The sequence below is a fragment of the Nonomuraea sp. NPDC049655 genome, from assembly GCF_044465465.1.
Taxonomy (GTDB): domain Bacteria; phylum Actinomycetota; class Actinomycetes; order Streptosporangiales; family Streptosporangiaceae; genus Nonomuraea.
Genome location: NZ_JBITLS010000001.1, coordinates 696606 through 709984, shown reverse-complemented (window position 1 = coordinate 709984; position 13379 = coordinate 696606). Strand labels below are relative to the sequence as shown.

The 13379-nt window shown below is 74.9% G+C and carries 15 protein-coding genes; 5 read left to right on the top strand and 10 right to left on the bottom strand.

What is annotated here, in order from left to right:
* Positions 1–39: 39 nt before the first annotated feature.
* Together lexA and ACIBQ6_RS03215 are read right to left on the bottom strand one after the other, a co-directional pair.
* Positions 40–699, bottom strand: coding sequence for a transcriptional repressor LexA (lexA, locus tag ACIBQ6_RS03220; RefSeq protein ID WP_397164039.1), 660 nt, complete (start codon positions 697–699; stop codon positions 40–42).
* Positions 696–1517: a lysostaphin resistance A-like protein gene (locus ACIBQ6_RS03215; protein WP_397209952.1), complete on the bottom strand. Its 822-nt coding sequence runs from the start codon at positions 1515–1517 to the stop codon at positions 696–698. Before ACIBQ6_RS03215 ends, lexA begins: the two co-directional genes overlap by 4 nt.
* A gap of 212 nt (positions 1518–1729) precedes the next feature.
* Between ACIBQ6_RS03215 and ACIBQ6_RS03210 the strand changes: the two genes are divergently transcribed.
* Both ACIBQ6_RS03210 and ACIBQ6_RS03205 read left to right on the top strand, forming a co-directional pair.
* The gene (locus tag ACIBQ6_RS03210) at positions 1730–2698 is read left to right on the top strand and encodes an EamA family transporter (protein ID WP_397209950.1); all 969 of its coding nucleotides are present in this window, start codon (positions 1730–1732) and stop codon (positions 2696–2698) included.
* Between the two features lie 91 nt (positions 2699–2789).
* Positions 2790–4139, top strand: a complete 1350-nt coding sequence (locus tag ACIBQ6_RS03205; RefSeq protein ID WP_397209948.1) for a S8 family peptidase — start codon at positions 2790–2792, stop codon at positions 4137–4139.
* A gap of 71 nt (positions 4140–4210) precedes the next feature.
* Here the strand turns inward: ACIBQ6_RS03205 and ACIBQ6_RS03200 are convergent, their stop codons facing one another.
* The 4 genes from ACIBQ6_RS03200 to ACIBQ6_RS03185 form a co-directional block, all read right to left on the bottom strand.
* On the bottom strand, positions 4211–4933 hold the full coding sequence (locus ACIBQ6_RS03200; protein ID WP_397209946.1) for a hypothetical protein: 723 nt from the start codon (positions 4931–4933) through the stop codon (positions 4211–4213).
* 87 nt (positions 4934–5020) lie between these two features.
* Positions 5021–6064: a response regulator transcription factor gene (locus ACIBQ6_RS03195; RefSeq protein WP_397209944.1), complete on the bottom strand. Its 1044-nt coding sequence runs from the start codon at positions 6062–6064 to the stop codon at positions 5021–5023.
* A gap of 60 nt (positions 6065–6124) precedes the next feature.
* Complete coding sequence (locus ACIBQ6_RS03190; RefSeq protein WP_397209943.1) at positions 6125–6997, bottom strand: aldo/keto reductase; 873 nt, start codon at positions 6995–6997, stop codon at positions 6125–6127.
* Positions 6998–7003: 6 nt separating this feature from the next.
* On the bottom strand, positions 7004–7951 hold the full coding sequence (locus tag ACIBQ6_RS03185) for an NAD-dependent epimerase/dehydratase family protein (RefSeq protein WP_397209941.1): 948 nt from the start codon (positions 7949–7951) through the stop codon (positions 7004–7006).
* A gap of 72 nt (positions 7952–8023) precedes the next feature.
* Between ACIBQ6_RS03185 and ACIBQ6_RS03180 the strand changes: the two genes are divergently transcribed.
* Together ACIBQ6_RS03180 and ACIBQ6_RS03175 are read left to right on the top strand one after the other, a co-directional pair.
* Positions 8024–8953, top strand: a complete 930-nt coding sequence (locus tag ACIBQ6_RS03180; RefSeq protein WP_397209939.1) for a LysR family transcriptional regulator — start codon at positions 8024–8026, stop codon at positions 8951–8953.
* 69 nt (positions 8954–9022) lie between these two features.
* Positions 9023–9484, top strand: a complete 462-nt coding sequence (locus tag ACIBQ6_RS03175; protein ID WP_397209937.1) for a VOC family protein — start codon at positions 9023–9025, stop codon at positions 9482–9484.
* A gap of 25 nt (positions 9485–9509) precedes the next feature.
* On the opposite strand, the gene ACIBQ6_RS03170 is transcribed toward ACIBQ6_RS03175, so the two are convergent.
* The gene (locus ACIBQ6_RS03170; RefSeq protein ID WP_397209935.1) at positions 9510–9680 is read right to left on the bottom strand and encodes a hypothetical protein; all 171 of its coding nucleotides are present in this window, start codon (positions 9678–9680) and stop codon (positions 9510–9512) included.
* Positions 9677–9823, bottom strand: a complete 147-nt coding sequence (locus ACIBQ6_RS03165) for a hypothetical protein (RefSeq protein ID WP_397209934.1) — start codon at positions 9821–9823, stop codon at positions 9677–9679. Before ACIBQ6_RS03165 ends, ACIBQ6_RS03170 begins: the two co-directional genes overlap by 4 nt.
* A gap of 113 nt (positions 9824–9936) precedes the next feature.
* Between ACIBQ6_RS03165 and ACIBQ6_RS03160 the strand changes: the two genes are divergently transcribed.
* Positions 9937–10578, top strand: coding sequence for a 4a-hydroxytetrahydrobiopterin dehydratase (locus ACIBQ6_RS03160; protein ID WP_397209932.1), 642 nt, complete (start codon positions 9937–9939; stop codon positions 10576–10578).
* Positions 10579–10623: 45 nt separating this feature from the next.
* On the opposite strand, the gene ACIBQ6_RS03155 is transcribed toward ACIBQ6_RS03160, so the two are convergent.
* Together ACIBQ6_RS03155 and ACIBQ6_RS03150 are read right to left on the bottom strand one after the other, a co-directional pair.
* Entirely contained in the window at positions 10624–11685 is a 1062-nt protein-coding gene (locus ACIBQ6_RS03155; protein ID WP_397209930.1) for a B12-binding domain-containing protein, read from the bottom strand.
* Positions 11682–13277, bottom strand: a complete 1596-nt coding sequence (locus ACIBQ6_RS03150) for a PP2C family protein-serine/threonine phosphatase (protein ID WP_397209928.1) — start codon at positions 13275–13277, stop codon at positions 11682–11684. Before ACIBQ6_RS03150 ends, ACIBQ6_RS03155 begins: the two co-directional genes overlap by 4 nt.
* Positions 13278–13379 lie beyond the last annotated feature (102 nt).

Genomic DNA, 13379 nt, shown 5'->3' with positions numbered 1-13379 from the left:
CACGCTGCCGGTCACACGCTGCCGGTCACACGCTGCCGGTCACACGCTGCGGATCACCGAGACCACGATCCCCAGCACCACGGCCCGGTCGCCGTCGATGACGTCGTAGCGGGGGTTGCGCGGTTCGAGCAGGACGTGGCCGTCGCGCCGCCGGTAGACCTTCACGGTGGCCTCGCCGTCGATCATGGCGGCGACGATCTGCCCCGAGTGCGCCTCGGGCTGCTGCCGCACCACCACGATGTCGCCGTCGCAGATGGCCGCCTCGACCATCGAGTCGCCGCGCACCCGCAGGCCGAACACGGTGCCGCGGCCGGTGAGGTCGCGGGGCAGGGTCAGGGTGTCGTCGAGGTGCTCGTCGGCGAGGATGGGCGCGCCCGCGGCGATGTCGCCGACCACGGGGACGCTCACCAGCTCGGCGGGCGGCTCGGCCGACGGCGGCCGCAGGAACAGGCGCACGTCGATCGGGCGGGTCATCGTCGCGCCGCGGCTGAGGAAGCCCTGTTCCTCCAGGCTCCTCAGGTGTTTCGAGACCGACGAGGGCGAGCGCAGCCCGACCGCCTGGGCCAGCTCGCGGGTGCTCGGCGGGTATCCGTGTCTGACCACCCAGTCGCGGATCGTGGCCAGGATCCGCTGCTGTCGTTGCGGCAGGGCCGAGACGTTCAGGTGCTCGAACGTGTCATGGTCGTCGTAGGTGGTCACAGAGGAATGCTAGAGGCCGGCCGGCCGGAGCGGTGGCGGCCTCCGGCGGAACGGGCGATCCCGGCCGCGAGGGCGCAGGCCGCCGTGCCCGCCAGGACGAACAGCCCGGTGTCGCCGGCCAGGTACTCGGCCACCACCACGGGCCGGTCGGTGATGACGGCGTGCTCCAGCAGCAGGGCGAACGTCGCGTTGTGCGCGAAGTGGGCCAGCACGGCCGGCCACACGCTGCCGGACATGACCCGCAGGTACCCGAAGAGGAACGAGAACGCGATCACCGACCCGCCGAACAGCGGCAGCACGACGGCCCGCGCCCCCTCGGCGTGGTAGTACGGCGTGAACAGGATGTACGGCAGATGCCAGGCGATCCACACCACCCCGGCGACCAGCATGGACGTGCGCTCCCCCAGCCAGGCGAGCCGGGGCTGCAGGTAGCCCCGCCAGCCGATCTCCTCGGCGAAGGCCAGGATCGGCCCGGTGACGAGCACGGCCGCCACCGACTGCGCCCAGTCGCCCCGCGGCGCGGTGAACCGTCCGAACCCCAGGACGACCGCGCCCGCCGTGGCCAGCAGGCACACCCCGGCGGTGGCGGCGACGGCGGCCGGCCAGGCGCGCAGCCCGGCCCGGCCCAGGCCGAGGCGGCGCAGCCCGTCCCCGGAGAACCCCTCCCGGGTGATGACGAACAGCAGCACCAGCACGGTGAGCAGCGGCGACAGGGCCAGGACGAGCCCTTCAGCGACGCGCGCGGTGGCCGCCGAGACGGCGAGCACAAGGACGATGTAGACGATCGACGTGACGCGGTCGTCGAGCTGTCGGAACACGGGCGGACCTTCCTCCGGGGCGGGCCCTGCCAAGTGTTCAGGAGCCTGCTCCCGCCGCCCATCGGCCGAAGATCCGAATCGCCGCCCCGCCTCTGCCACCCGGGGACTACGACCACCGGCTGAGGGCCGGTAATCGCGTTGCGCCCGCGCCGGGGCGCGTGTCAGGGTCGTGGCTTCCTGGCAGGCAGTGATGACGGCGCTGGTGGTGCGGTATGAGGCATGCGGGGCTCGCGCTCGCGTTCGGGTCCTCGTCGTGTTTCGCGTTCTCGGGGCCGATGGCCAAGTACCTCGTCGCGGCCGGGCTGACGCCGATCGAGGCCGTGTGGGCGCGGATGGCGGCGGCCGGGCTCCTGCTGCTGGGCGTGCTGGCCGTGGTCCGGCCCGTGGCGTTGCGCATCCCGCGGGCCAGGTGGCCGTTCTTCGCGCTGTACGCGGTCGTGGCGGTGGCCGGGGTGCAGTCGCTGTACTTCGCGGCGATCACCCGTCTGCCCGTGGGGGTCGCCCTGCTGCTGGTCTACATGGCCCCGGTCATGGTGGCGGCCTGGGTGCGGCTGGTCCGGAAGGTCCGGCTGCCCCGGGCGGCCTACGCCGGGGCGCTCGTCGCCCTGGCCGGCCTCGGGATCGTCGCCGAGGTCTGGCACGACCTGCGGCTGGACGCGCTCGGCCTGGCCCTCGGCCTGCTGGCCGCGGCCTGCTCCGCCGGATACTTCCTGATGAACGACAGCTTCGGGGACGACGTCGACCCGCTCGGGCTGGTCGCCTGGGGCATGGCGGGCGCGGCCGTGGCGCTGGTCCCGGTCGCCCGCCCGTGGGCGCTGCGGTGGGAGGCGTTCACGGCGTCCGCCACTCCCGCGCCCGGCGCCCTGACGCTGCCCGTGCCGGTGGCCTTCGCGTGGATGGTGGTGGTCGCCAGCGTGGTGGCCTACATCCTCGGGGTGAACGCGGTGCGGCGGTTGTCGGCCGCCGTGGGCGCCACGGTGGCGTCGCTGGAGGTCATCGGCGGCGCGCTGGCGGCCTGGGGGGTGCTCGGCGAGGGCCTGGGCGGGCTGCAGATCGCGGGCGGCGTGATCGTGCTGTCCGGCGCGCTCCTCGCCCAGACCGCGACCCGCCGCACACGACCATCCCAAGCGACGGGGCTGGACGGCGACAAAGAGGTGACCTCGGGAGCAATGAAGTGCTGACACTACTGTAAGTGGTTAGTTCACTACGGCGGGTATTTACAAGGGGAAGCAACGACTGTCCCATCCCCGTCCCGAGGAAGGAGGTGGAGCCTTGCGTGTCCTGATCCAGCTCCGCCCCGCCCGTGAAACCGTCGAAGCCGTCCTCGACCCCGGCGTCACCGCCACGGCCGCCGACGTGGCAGGAGAGCTGCCGGGAATCGTCCTGGACCAGGCGTTCGCCCCGGTGCCCCTGCCGCGCGCGCTGCCCGCCCCGCCCTCCGGCGGCCTGCTGTCGTCGCTCAACCGGCCGCTGGGCTTCTCCCTGTCGGCCGAGCACGCCAGCGTGCTCGTGCGCGGCGAGCTCTCCGACGACGACGTGCCGTCCAGGCTGGCGTTGTTGTCGTCGTCCGTACGCGAAGTCGTCGGCGTGTTCGCCGACCCGTCCATCCATCCCAACCTGACCTGCGCCGACACCGGCCCGGTCGGCGACTGGCACGACGTCGAACGGCTGCTGCACGCCTCCGACCTGCGCGCGGCCGGCTACGACGGCCACGGCGTCAACCTGGCGGTGGTGGACGGCGGCGTCAACGCCGACCACGTGAGCACCAAGCTCGGCCGCCAGGTCACCCTGGACGCCGGGCACAGCTGGGCCCCGCCCGGCGTCACGCCCACGCCGGGGCGCTACCCGGTGGAGCACGGCAGCCTGTGCGCCTTCAACACCCAGCTCGCCGCCCCGCGCTCGACGCTGCTCGACATCGCCGTCCTGCAGAGCAGGAAGGGCACGGTCGAGGGCATGCTGTCCGACGCCGTGGCCGCCTACACCCACCTGCGCGGGCTCCTGGAGGCCATGCCGGCCGAGTCCCGCTCGCTGGTCGTCAGCAACAGCTGGGGCCTGTACAACCCGGAGCAGGACTTCCCGCCCGGCCACCCCGGCAACTACTCCGACAACCCGATGCACCCGTTCAACGTCATGATCTCCAGCCTGGAGCACGCCGGGGCCGACATCGTGTTCGCGGCGGGCAACTGCGGGCGCGACTGCCCGGCGGCGAGCTGCGGGTTCACCGACATCGTGGGCGGCAACGGCCATCCGAAGGTGGTCACGGTGGCCGGGGTCGACACCCACGGGGAGCGCGTCGGCTACTCCTCGCAGGGGCCGGCCCGGCTGGGCGACCACAAGCCCGACCTGGCCGCCTACACCCACTACGCCGGCTCCGAGGCCAGCGGCCCCGGCACGCCCGACACCGGCACCTCCACCTCCTGCCCCGTGGTGGCCGGCGTCATCGCCGCCCTGCGCACCCGCCACCCGTCCACCAAGTTGTCGCCCGCGCAGCTTCGCACGCTGCTCAACCGCACCGCCGAGGACCGCAGCACGGTCGGCTTCGACCACGACTACGGGTACGGCATCGTCAACCCCGCAGGCGTCCTGGCCGCGCTCCGCTCGCACCGCACCCGGGCCGCCTGAACCGCGACGGCGCCGCGCACCCGTGGGTACGCGGCGCCGCCGTCCGCCGGGGAGGGCCGGTGGACGAAGGGTCAGCCGTGGTTCCAGACCGAGGAGATCCGGTCGTTCCACCCGCTGGGGACGAGGTTCGGGATGTCGGAGAAGGGCGGCACGATCAGCGAGCTGCCGCCGAAGTTGATGTGCTCGTAGTAGCGGACCGTGCAGTTCGTGCCGCCCATGGAGCTGATGACGTCGTTCCAGTCGTGCAGGTGCAGCGGGCCGTGGTGGACGTCGGTCAGGTCGTTGTACGCCTGGCGGGCCGGGCACCAGAACCAGTCGCCGGCGTACTCGACGTGCTCGAACATCTGCACCTCGCCCCGCGTGGCCGGACGCGGGTCGCGCAGCAGCGCCGCGGCCCACAGCGCGCCGTTGACCGCGGTGTCGTCGGTGACCGCCGTCAGGCGCTCGGGGTGGTAGAGGTAGGTCAGCGGGCGGCCGTCGAACCGGGTCAGGTCCGCCGGGTCGTGCTCGACGCCGTCCACGACCACCGCCATGGCGGGCGCGGGGTGGGTGATGCGGGCGGTGGCCGGCGCGGCGGCGGCCTTGGGCCGCGCGAGCGTCCTGGCCGGGTCCGCCGGCACGGGCTTGGCCGAGCGCGGCGCCCTGACCGCCTTGGCGACGAGCTGCTCCAGCGTGGTGATGTCGTGGTCGCGCAGGAGGGCCAGCACGTCGGCCTCCTCCAGGCCCCCGACGTGGTCGGAGAAGTCCAGGAAGCGCTCGACCTGGCGGCGGGCGGGGGTTGAGATCTGGGTCACGGGTGCCTCCCCTTGGTAGTGCTGCGTACTCCCTCATGGTCGGGCGGGGCGGCGGCGCGGGCAGCCCCCCAGTGTTGGGGATGGCGGTCAGGCGGTGAAGGCGGCCATGAGCTCGTCCCGGCCGCTCGCGCCGGTCTTGCGGAAGATCGCTTTGAGGTGGTCGTGCACGGTGTGCCCGGACAGATCGAGCAGCCGGGCGATCTGCTTCGGCGCGGCTCCGGCGCACAGCAGGTCGAGGACACCGCGTTCGCGCGGGGTGAGGGCGTACCAGTCGCAGAACGAGGGCAGCAGCAGGCCGCCGGTCGCCGCCTGGATGACCACGGCCACCTCGCCCGTGCCGTCCTCGTCCAGGGTCTGGCCCTCGACGGCGAGCCAGCGGCCGTACCGGGCCGCCGGGGCGCAGATGATCGGCCGTCCGGCGTCCGTGTCGCGCGCGTGCTCGGCGGCGTCGGCGGCCAGGGCGGTGACGAGCGTGTCGGCCAGCCAGGCGTGCGCGCCGTGCCGGTCGGGGCGGCGCAGCCGGTCGAGCCACGCGTGGGCCTGCGGCGTCACGGCGCGGACGCGGCGGTCGGGGCCGACGACGATCACCCCGGCGGGCAGGGCGGGCGCGGTGGGGGCGAGCGGGGCGGCGGTGACGTACCTGCGCAGCGCGGTCATCAGGGCCGGGGCGAGCAGCGTCGCCCTGCGCCGGTCGTCCTCGGTGAACGGCGCGGCGTCGCAGGCGCGGACCAGCCCGAGCAGGCCCCACACGCCGCCGCGCCCGTCACGCAGCAGCAGCCGCAGCTCGCAGGAGGCGCCGCAGGCCGCGAACGCCCGCCGCGCCCCCTCCTCGGCGCCGGCCACCGCGACCGGCACCCGCAGCCGGGCCAGCGACGCGGGCCGGCACGGGTCGCCGTGGGCGCGGCGGTGGGCGAGCAGGGAGAGGGCCAGCTCGCGTTCGTAGCGGTGCCAGAAGCTGAACGAGCCCTGCCCGAGCCCGGTCGCCGGGCTGGTGCCGACCAGCCTCAGCGCGTCGTGCGGCAGCAGCGGGGCGATGGCGGCGGACACGGCGGCGCCGACGTGCTCGGCCGCGACGCCCCGGTCCATCAGGGTGCGCACCTCGTGGACCACGCGGTCCTGGCTTGAGCTCACGCGGCCAGGTCAGCACGCCGCGGCCCCGCCCGGCAAGCACAGGGTAGTCATTCGGCTACGTCAGGTCACATTCAGCCGCCGCAGCTCGTCCTCGGTCAGTTCCAGGGCCGTCGCCTCCGCCGACGCCCGCACCGACTCCGGGCGGGTGGCGCCCGGGATGGGGACGACGTGCTCGGAGTGGGCCAGGTGCCAGGCCAGGCAGACCTGCTGCGGGGTGCGGCCGCGTTCCTCGGCCACCTCGTGGAAGGGGGTGCGGGGCGGGGCGGCGCCGGGGCCGTCCAGGGCGCTGCGGGCGATGCCGCCGAGGGGGCTCCACGGCAGGAAGGCGATGCCGAGACGGTCGCACAGCCGCAGCTCGGGCAGGCTGTCGCGGTGTTGAGGGCTGTAGCGGTTCTGCACCGAGACCAGGGAGTCGCCGAGGACGGCCCTGGCCTCGTGGATCTGCTCGCAGGTCACGTTGGAGACGCCGGCCGCGCGGATGAGGCCCGCGTCGAGGAGGTCGCGCAGCGCGCCCACCGACTCCGCCCACGGGACGTCCGGGTCGGGCTTGTGCAGCTGGTAGAGGCCGATCGCCTCGACGCGCAGGCGGCGCAGGGAGCCCTCGCAGGCGGCCCTGAGGCGGTCGGGACGGCCGTCGACCGTCCAGGTGCCGTCGCCGGGACGGCCGCGCCCGCCCTTCGTGGCGACCAGCACGCCGGAGGCGTCGCCGGACCAGGTGGCCAGGGCCTCGGCGACGAGCTCCTCGTTGTGGCCGCGCTCGCCGGCGTGCCAGTGGTAGGAGTCGGCCGTGTCGATCAGGGTGAGGCCGGCGTCGAGGGCGGCGTGCACGGTGGCGATCGCGCGGGCGCGGTCCGGACGGCCCTCGATGGACAGCGGCATGGCGCCCAGGCCGACGGCGCCGACCTCGGCGGTTCCGATGCGACGGGTGATCATGGTCGGTCAGCCTTCCGGGAGGAGGTCGGCGACGGCTCGCGGCAGCCAGGCCGCGACGTCGGTGAACGTGAAGCCGAGCGCGGCGGCCCGGCCGGCGTCGACGGCGTAGGAGCGGTCGAAGGAGAACGGCGAGGCGGGCTCGCCGCCGGTCACCACGCGGTGGACGGGCGGCGGCGAGCCGGTCGCGGCGGCGACGGCCGCGCACAGGCCGGTGACGGTCAGCGTGTCGCGGGAGGCGGCGTTGAGCGCGCCGGTGACGTCGGTGCCCGTCGCCGTCCAGTGCAGGAACGCGGCGATCTCCGCGTGGTGGACGAACGACGTGGGGGCCGGGTCGCGGTGCACGGCGACCGGCAGCCCGGCGCGTACGCGGTCCACGTAGTGGCGCAGCCGTCCGGTGAAGTCGGCGTCCCCGCCGCCGAGCACGTGGGCGCTGCGCACGGCGAGGAACGGGAAGGCCGGTTCCCGGGCGAACACGGCCTCGGCCTGGCGTTTGCCCTCGGCGTACGCGGCCGCCTCGCCGAGCAGCCGGGACAGGGCCTCCGGCGATCCCCACGGCAGGCCGCGGTCCACCGGCCAGGACGCGGCCTCGACCGTCTCCTCGCGGACCGGGGCCGCGGCCGGGGGCAGCAGGGACGGCGAGGTGGCCGGGTCGTAGACCTCCATGGTGGAGGTCATCACGTAGCGGGCGGTGCGGCCGGCGAAGACCCGGCGGGCGACGTCGGCGTGCGAGGGCGTGTAGCAGACCTGGTCCACGACGGCGTCGAAGGCCCGGCCGCCCAGGGCGCGGGCGAGGGCCGCCGCGTCCGCCCGGTCGGCGACGACGTGCTCGGCCCCGGGCGGCGGCGCGGCCGAGCCCCGGTTGACCACGGTCACGCGGTCCCCGCCGGCCAGCAGCAGGCGGATCAGGCGGCGGCCGAAGTAGCGGTTGCCGCCGATGACGCAGATGTGTCGCATGCGGCCAAGACTGGCCCGGACGGCGTCAGCAGTGGTAGTGGTGACTTGCTGGCCTCGTGTTAAGGAGAACTGTTGATCGACGCCCACCGGCTCAGGGTGCTGCGGGAGGTGGCCGCGCACGGCAGCTTCAACCGGGCGGCGGCCGCGATGCTGCTCACGCCGTCCGCCGTCTCGCAGCAGATCGCCGCGCTGGAACGGCAGCTCGGCACCCCGGTCGTCACCCGCAGCACCCGCGGCGTGGCCCTCACCGAGCCGGGCCGGCTGCTGGTGGAGACGGCCGAGACGATCGCGGCCGAGCTGCGGCACGCCCGGGAGCGGATCGACGAGCTGGCCTCGGGGCGCCGGCGGCTGACCGTGGCCACCTTCACCAGCGGCGGCCGCGCGCTGCTGCCCGGCGTGCTGGCGCGGTTCGTCGCCGCCCATCCCGAGGTCGCGACGAACGTGGTCGAGCGGGAGCCGGAGGACAGCCTGCCGCTGGTCCGGCGCGGCGAGGCCGACCTGGCGATCGCCTACCACTTCGACGGGCCGCTGCCGGTGCTGCCCGGCGACCGCACGGGGCTGGCCTGGACGCCGCTGGCCGAGGACCCGCTGTCGGTGGCGCTGCCGGCCGCCCATCCGCTGGCCGGCCGGGCGTCTCTGGACCTGACCGAGCTGGCCGAGCAGCCGTGGGTGATCGGCTGCTCCAAGACCGAGGCGTTCCTGCGCGGGTACGCCGCCGCGGCCGGGTTCGAGCTGCGGGTCAGCGGCTCCACCACCGACTACCACCTGGCGCAGGCGCTCACGGCGGCCGGGCTGGGCGTCAGCCTGGTGCCGTCCATCTGCCTGGCGCGCGACACGCCCGGCCTGGCCGTCGTGCCGCTGAACCCGCCGCGCCCGGCCCGCTACCTCGGGATCGCCACCGCCCCGCGGCGCGCCCACCCGCTGGTGCCGACGCTGGTCGAGTGGCTGCGCGAGGAGGCCGCGACACTGGGACGGCAGCGGACCGATCCTGTCCGCCGGTGATGTCACAGTGTCCCCGGGAACCTTTTCTGTCCCCGGGAACCTTTTCCCGCACCGAACGGAGTGATTCATATGAGCCGCCATGTCCAGATCACCTTCGACGCCCACGACCCGAAGGCGCTGTCGACGTTCTGGCGTGACGCGCTGGGCTACGTCCACCCCGGCCCGCCCGGGGTCGAGCTGCCGCAGGGCGCCGACCCGCTGGCCGCCTGGGACGACTTCCTGGCCGGGATGGGCGTCCCCGAGGAGGAACGCGACACGCGGTCGGCCATCGAGGACCCCGACGGCCGGGGCCCCCGGGTGTTCTTCCAGCGGGTGCCGGAGGGCAGGACCGCCAAGAACCGCGTGCACCTCGACGTCCGGGCGGCTCCAGGGCTGCGCGGCGAGGAGCGGATGGCGGCGCTGGAGGCCGAGTGCGAGCGGCTGGCCGGGCTGGGCGCGACGCGGGTGCGGCGACACGAGCCCGAGCCCCCGTTCGCCGCCGGCCACATCGTGATGACCGACCCCGAGGGCAACGAGTTCTGCCTCGACTGACCGTCCAGGACGCCCAGCTGCGGAATCAGTCCTCGGCACACCTGCAGGGCACGATGACCAGCGTGCCCGCTTCGATGTGGGTCACCTTCTTCGAGCCGAGGCAGAAGCGGCCGCAGAACGTGCAGGAAAGGAACAGCTCGCCGAGCTGCACGCCGCGGCGGCCCTGGCATTCAGGGCAGGTGATCGGGTCCGTCACTTACGGCCGGTCCCGCTGCGGGACTTGCACGACACCCATGTGGACTGCTTCTTCGAGTCGCCGTTCCGGTCGATCCGCTCCCCGCCGGCACCCATGCGGATGCCGCACACCGGACGCTCTTCCTGCTCGTCGTCGTACGCCATACTGCGGACGGTAGCCGCGCATGCGCAGGCTGTCTGTCGCCTGACGGATCTGGTTGCGCTCACCTCAGTCACGCGCGGGGAAGGCAGAAGGTGAGTGCTGCGAGAATGGCCGTATGGCCAAGCTGACCGGAGCGCAGATCGCACAGGAGGGGCCGGCGGGGTGGGCGTACCTGCTCGGCAGCCTGCACACCCGACTCCACACCGGCACGTTCGCGGCCGGGCTCGCACTCGTCGACGCCATCGGGGCGGTGGCCGAGGAGATGGACCACCATCCCGACCTCGACCTGCGCTACACCCATGTTGACGTCCGGCTGTCCAGTCACGACGCCGGCGGCGTCACCGAGCGCGACCTGCGGCTGGCGCGCGCGGTCACGACGCTCGCCGCCGACGCCGGGGTGCGCCTCGACCCGGCGTCCGTCTCCGTGCTCGAACTCGGCCTCGACACCCCCGCGCGGGACACGGTCCGGCCCTTCTGGGCGGCGGTGCTGGCGGTGCCCGCCGACGACCGGGGCGAGCTGCAGGACCCGGCCGGCGCGCTGCCGGGCGTGTGGTTCCAGCCGTCCGGCGTCGAGGAGCCCCGCCAGCGCTGGCACCTCGACGTGTGGGTGGAGCCCGCGCAGGTCCAGCCCCGGATCGACGCGGCGCTGGCGGCGGGCGGGCGGCTGGTGCACACCGACGGGGCGCCACGGTTCTGGGTGCTGGCCGACCCCGAGGGCAACCACGTCTGCCTGTGCACCTGGCAGGAGCGCGACTGAGCCGCGGCGGCGGTCAGCGGGGCCGTCGGGCAGCCCGCCCCCTGGTCAGCGAGGCCCGTCGGGTAGCCCGGCGCGTGCCTGGGCGAGCAGTTCGCGAGTGCGCGGCAGGCCGGCCAGGCGGGCGGCCAGCGCGTCCAGCGTGACGGCCAGCACCCGGGCCGGCACGCCGCGCGCCGTCAGCACGTGCGCCATCCAGCTGACGAAGGACGTGAACAGGCCGGGGTCGTCGACGTAGGCGGCGGCCTTGAGGTAGTCGACGACGTAGGCGACGTCCTCGGCGGTGTGGCCGGTGGGCTCCTCGCCCGCGGTGACGGGCACGTGCTCGTCCAGCTCGTGCATGACGCCCCTGACCAGCTCGGGGGCCCGGTCGGTGAGCGCCGTGTACTCGGGGCCGGCCAGGTGCGGCGGCCGTCCGGGGCTCAGCCCGGTCGCGGCCCGGCGCGGCGGCGGCCCGGCGTCGAGCAGGTCGGCGGCGGCCCGCGCGTCGGGCGCCCAGGCGTCGGCCCCGAGCAGACGGGCGTAGCGGCCGTCGGGCCCGAAGGCGGCGCCGCCGACGAGCACGGGCGCGCCCGCCGCCTGGCAGGCGCTGATGGCCGCGTGCGCGGCGGGCAGCCGGGTGGCGATCGACCCGGACAGCGCGACCGCGGCCGGGGCGGTCCTGTGCACGTGCACGACCAGGTGCGCGGTCGGTACGTGGGCGCCCAGGTAGTCCACCTGCCAGCCGCGCAGCCGGAGCACCTCGGCCAGCAGCCGGGCCGGGAAGGTGTGCCACTCGCCGTCCACGCACGCCACGCTCACCCGCCCCCTGGCCGGGCCGGTGCGGTGGCCGCGCGCGCCCGGCTCGTGGGCCAGCACGGCCAGCACCCGCTCGTGGACGGCGGTCGCCGTGTGCTCCTGGGCGACGGTGAGCCGGTTGGCCGCCCAGTCCAGGCCCACGCGGGTCTGCGCGACGGCGACGACGTCCAGGAGCATGGTCTCCAGGGGCACGCCGGCGTCGAGACCGGCCCGCGCGGCGTCGATCGCGGCGTACTCGTCGCCGGACGTCGCCGCCGTCCGCAGCGCCTCGACGCAGTGCTCGATCTCGTCCCCCAGGCCGGAAGCGCTCACGCCGGAAGACCTCCGTCCGGGCCGTCGGGGGCGTCGGGGGCGTCGGGGGCCTCGCGCGGCGCGCCGATGGCGACGATGGCGATGTCGTCGCGCTCCCGCTCGCCCGCCCACTGGGAGGCGAGCATCTGGACGCGTTCGGCCAGCGCGGCGGCCGGCATGCCGGCGCACTGCCGCAGCTCCTCGCGCAGCCGGTCGTCGCCGAACATCTCGTCGCCCAGCGGGCCGCCCCTGGCCTCGATGACGCCGTCGCTGTAGAGCAGGCACGTCTCGCCGGGGGCCAGGAGCACCGTCTCGGTGACGCTGGTGATCTGGTCGAGCAGGCCGATCAGGGTGCCGCGGGTGCGGGCGTCCTCCACCCGGCCGTCGTTGCGGACGATCATCGGCGGCGGATGGCCGGCGCTGGTCAGCCGCAGCTCCAGCCGGTGGCCGCGGCGCTCGACCCCGGCCAGCACCAGCGTGACGTAACGCGGGCTGGGCCCGGCGAGCAGCACCTCGTTGAGCCGTTCCAGCACGCGCTGGTGGTCGTCGGCCAGCGGCAGCAGGGCGCGCAGCGTGTTGCGGATCTTGCCGGTCAGCACGGCGGCCTCCAGCCCCTTGCCGGAGACGTCGCCGAGCACCACCAGCGCCGCCCCGCCCGATCCGGCGACCGGGTGCACGTCGTAGAAGTCCCCGCCGACCAGCGCGCCGTGGCCCGCCGCCCGGTAGCGGGCCGCCACGTCGGCGACGTCGAGGTACGGCGTCATCGGCGGCAGCAGGTCGGCCATCAGCGTCTCGGCGATGGCCCCCTGCTCGGCGTACACGCGGGCGATGGAGATCGCGGTGCCGGCCCGGGCCACGAACAGCCGGGCGAACGCCTCCTCGGCCGCGGTGAAGCCGGCCGAGGAGCGCAGCAGGATCAGCGCGCCCGCGGGCAGGCCGTAGCCGGGCAGCGAGATCACCGCCACGGAACGCGTGTCGTCCCGCCCCTCGCCCAGCACCCAGCCGGGCGCCTGCCCGGGGTCCACCCAGCGGGCGGGGACCGGCGGGAAGGCCCGCAGCGCCTCGGCCAGCCCCGGCATGGAGCGCGGGTCGATGTCCAGGTTCCGGCGCACGGCCTCGCCGCCGGCCTCGTGGTAGGCGACCTCGTACCGGCGCGGGCCGAACGGCACGACGACCCGGGCGGCGTGGGCGAGGTGCGTCACGGCCAGGCGGGCGACCGCCTCCAGGCAGCGGTCGAGGTTGAGCGAGGACAGCAGCTCGGTGGCCGCCGCCACCATGGACGCGGCCGAGTCCCGCTCGCCCCGCAGCACCTCCATGGCCCGTTCCGACGCGGTGACGTCGACCAGCCACCAGGTGACGCGGTCGCGCCCGGCGCGCACGGGATGGGCCTCGAACACCCGCTCCCCGACCGGCCCCCGGACGGGCTCCGGCCTGCTCCCGGCGTCGGGCGAGGCGGCCAGGCGGGCGCACAGGTCGTGGTGGGCGCGGGCCAGCCAGTCCGGCGCGATCCGCGTCGCGTCGCCCAGCAGCGACCGGGCGGCGGCGTTGGCCCGCTCGACGGCGCCCGAGGCGTCGGCGACCAGCATCGGGTACGGCGTGTCCTCCCCCAGCATGCCGATCGCGCCCCGTTCGTGAACACCTACGAGATTTTCACTCTACTGACGTGACCTGCACGGCTTTCCCGACGCCGAATCGTCTTTGTCGCATTTTTAGCC

Coding starts and splice junctions, on each gene's coding strand:
- ACIBQ6_RS03210 (WP_397209950.1), top strand. CDS start 1,730: ATGAGGCATGCGGGGCTCGCGCTCGCGTTCGGGTCCTCGTCGTGTTTC.
- ACIBQ6_RS03190 (WP_397209943.1), bottom strand. CDS start 6,997: ATGATCACCCGTCGCATCGGAACCGCCGAGGTCGGCGCCGTCGGCCTG.
- ACIBQ6_RS03185 (WP_397209941.1), bottom strand. CDS start 7,951: ATGCGACACATCTGCGTCATCGGCGGCAACCGCTACTTCGGCCGCCGC.
- ACIBQ6_RS03175 (WP_397209937.1), top strand. CDS start 9,023: ATGAGCCGCCATGTCCAGATCACCTTCGACGCCCACGACCCGAAGGCG.
- ACIBQ6_RS03165 (WP_397209934.1), bottom strand. CDS start 9,823: ATGGCGTACGACGACGAGCAGGAAGAGCGTCCGGTGTGCGGCATCCGC.
- ACIBQ6_RS03160 (WP_397209932.1), top strand. CDS start 9,937: ATGGCCAAGCTGACCGGAGCGCAGATCGCACAGGAGGGGCCGGCGGGG.
- ACIBQ6_RS03150 (WP_397209928.1), bottom strand. CDS start 13,277: ATGCTGGGGGAGGACACGCCGTACCCGATGCTGGTCGCCGACGCCTCG.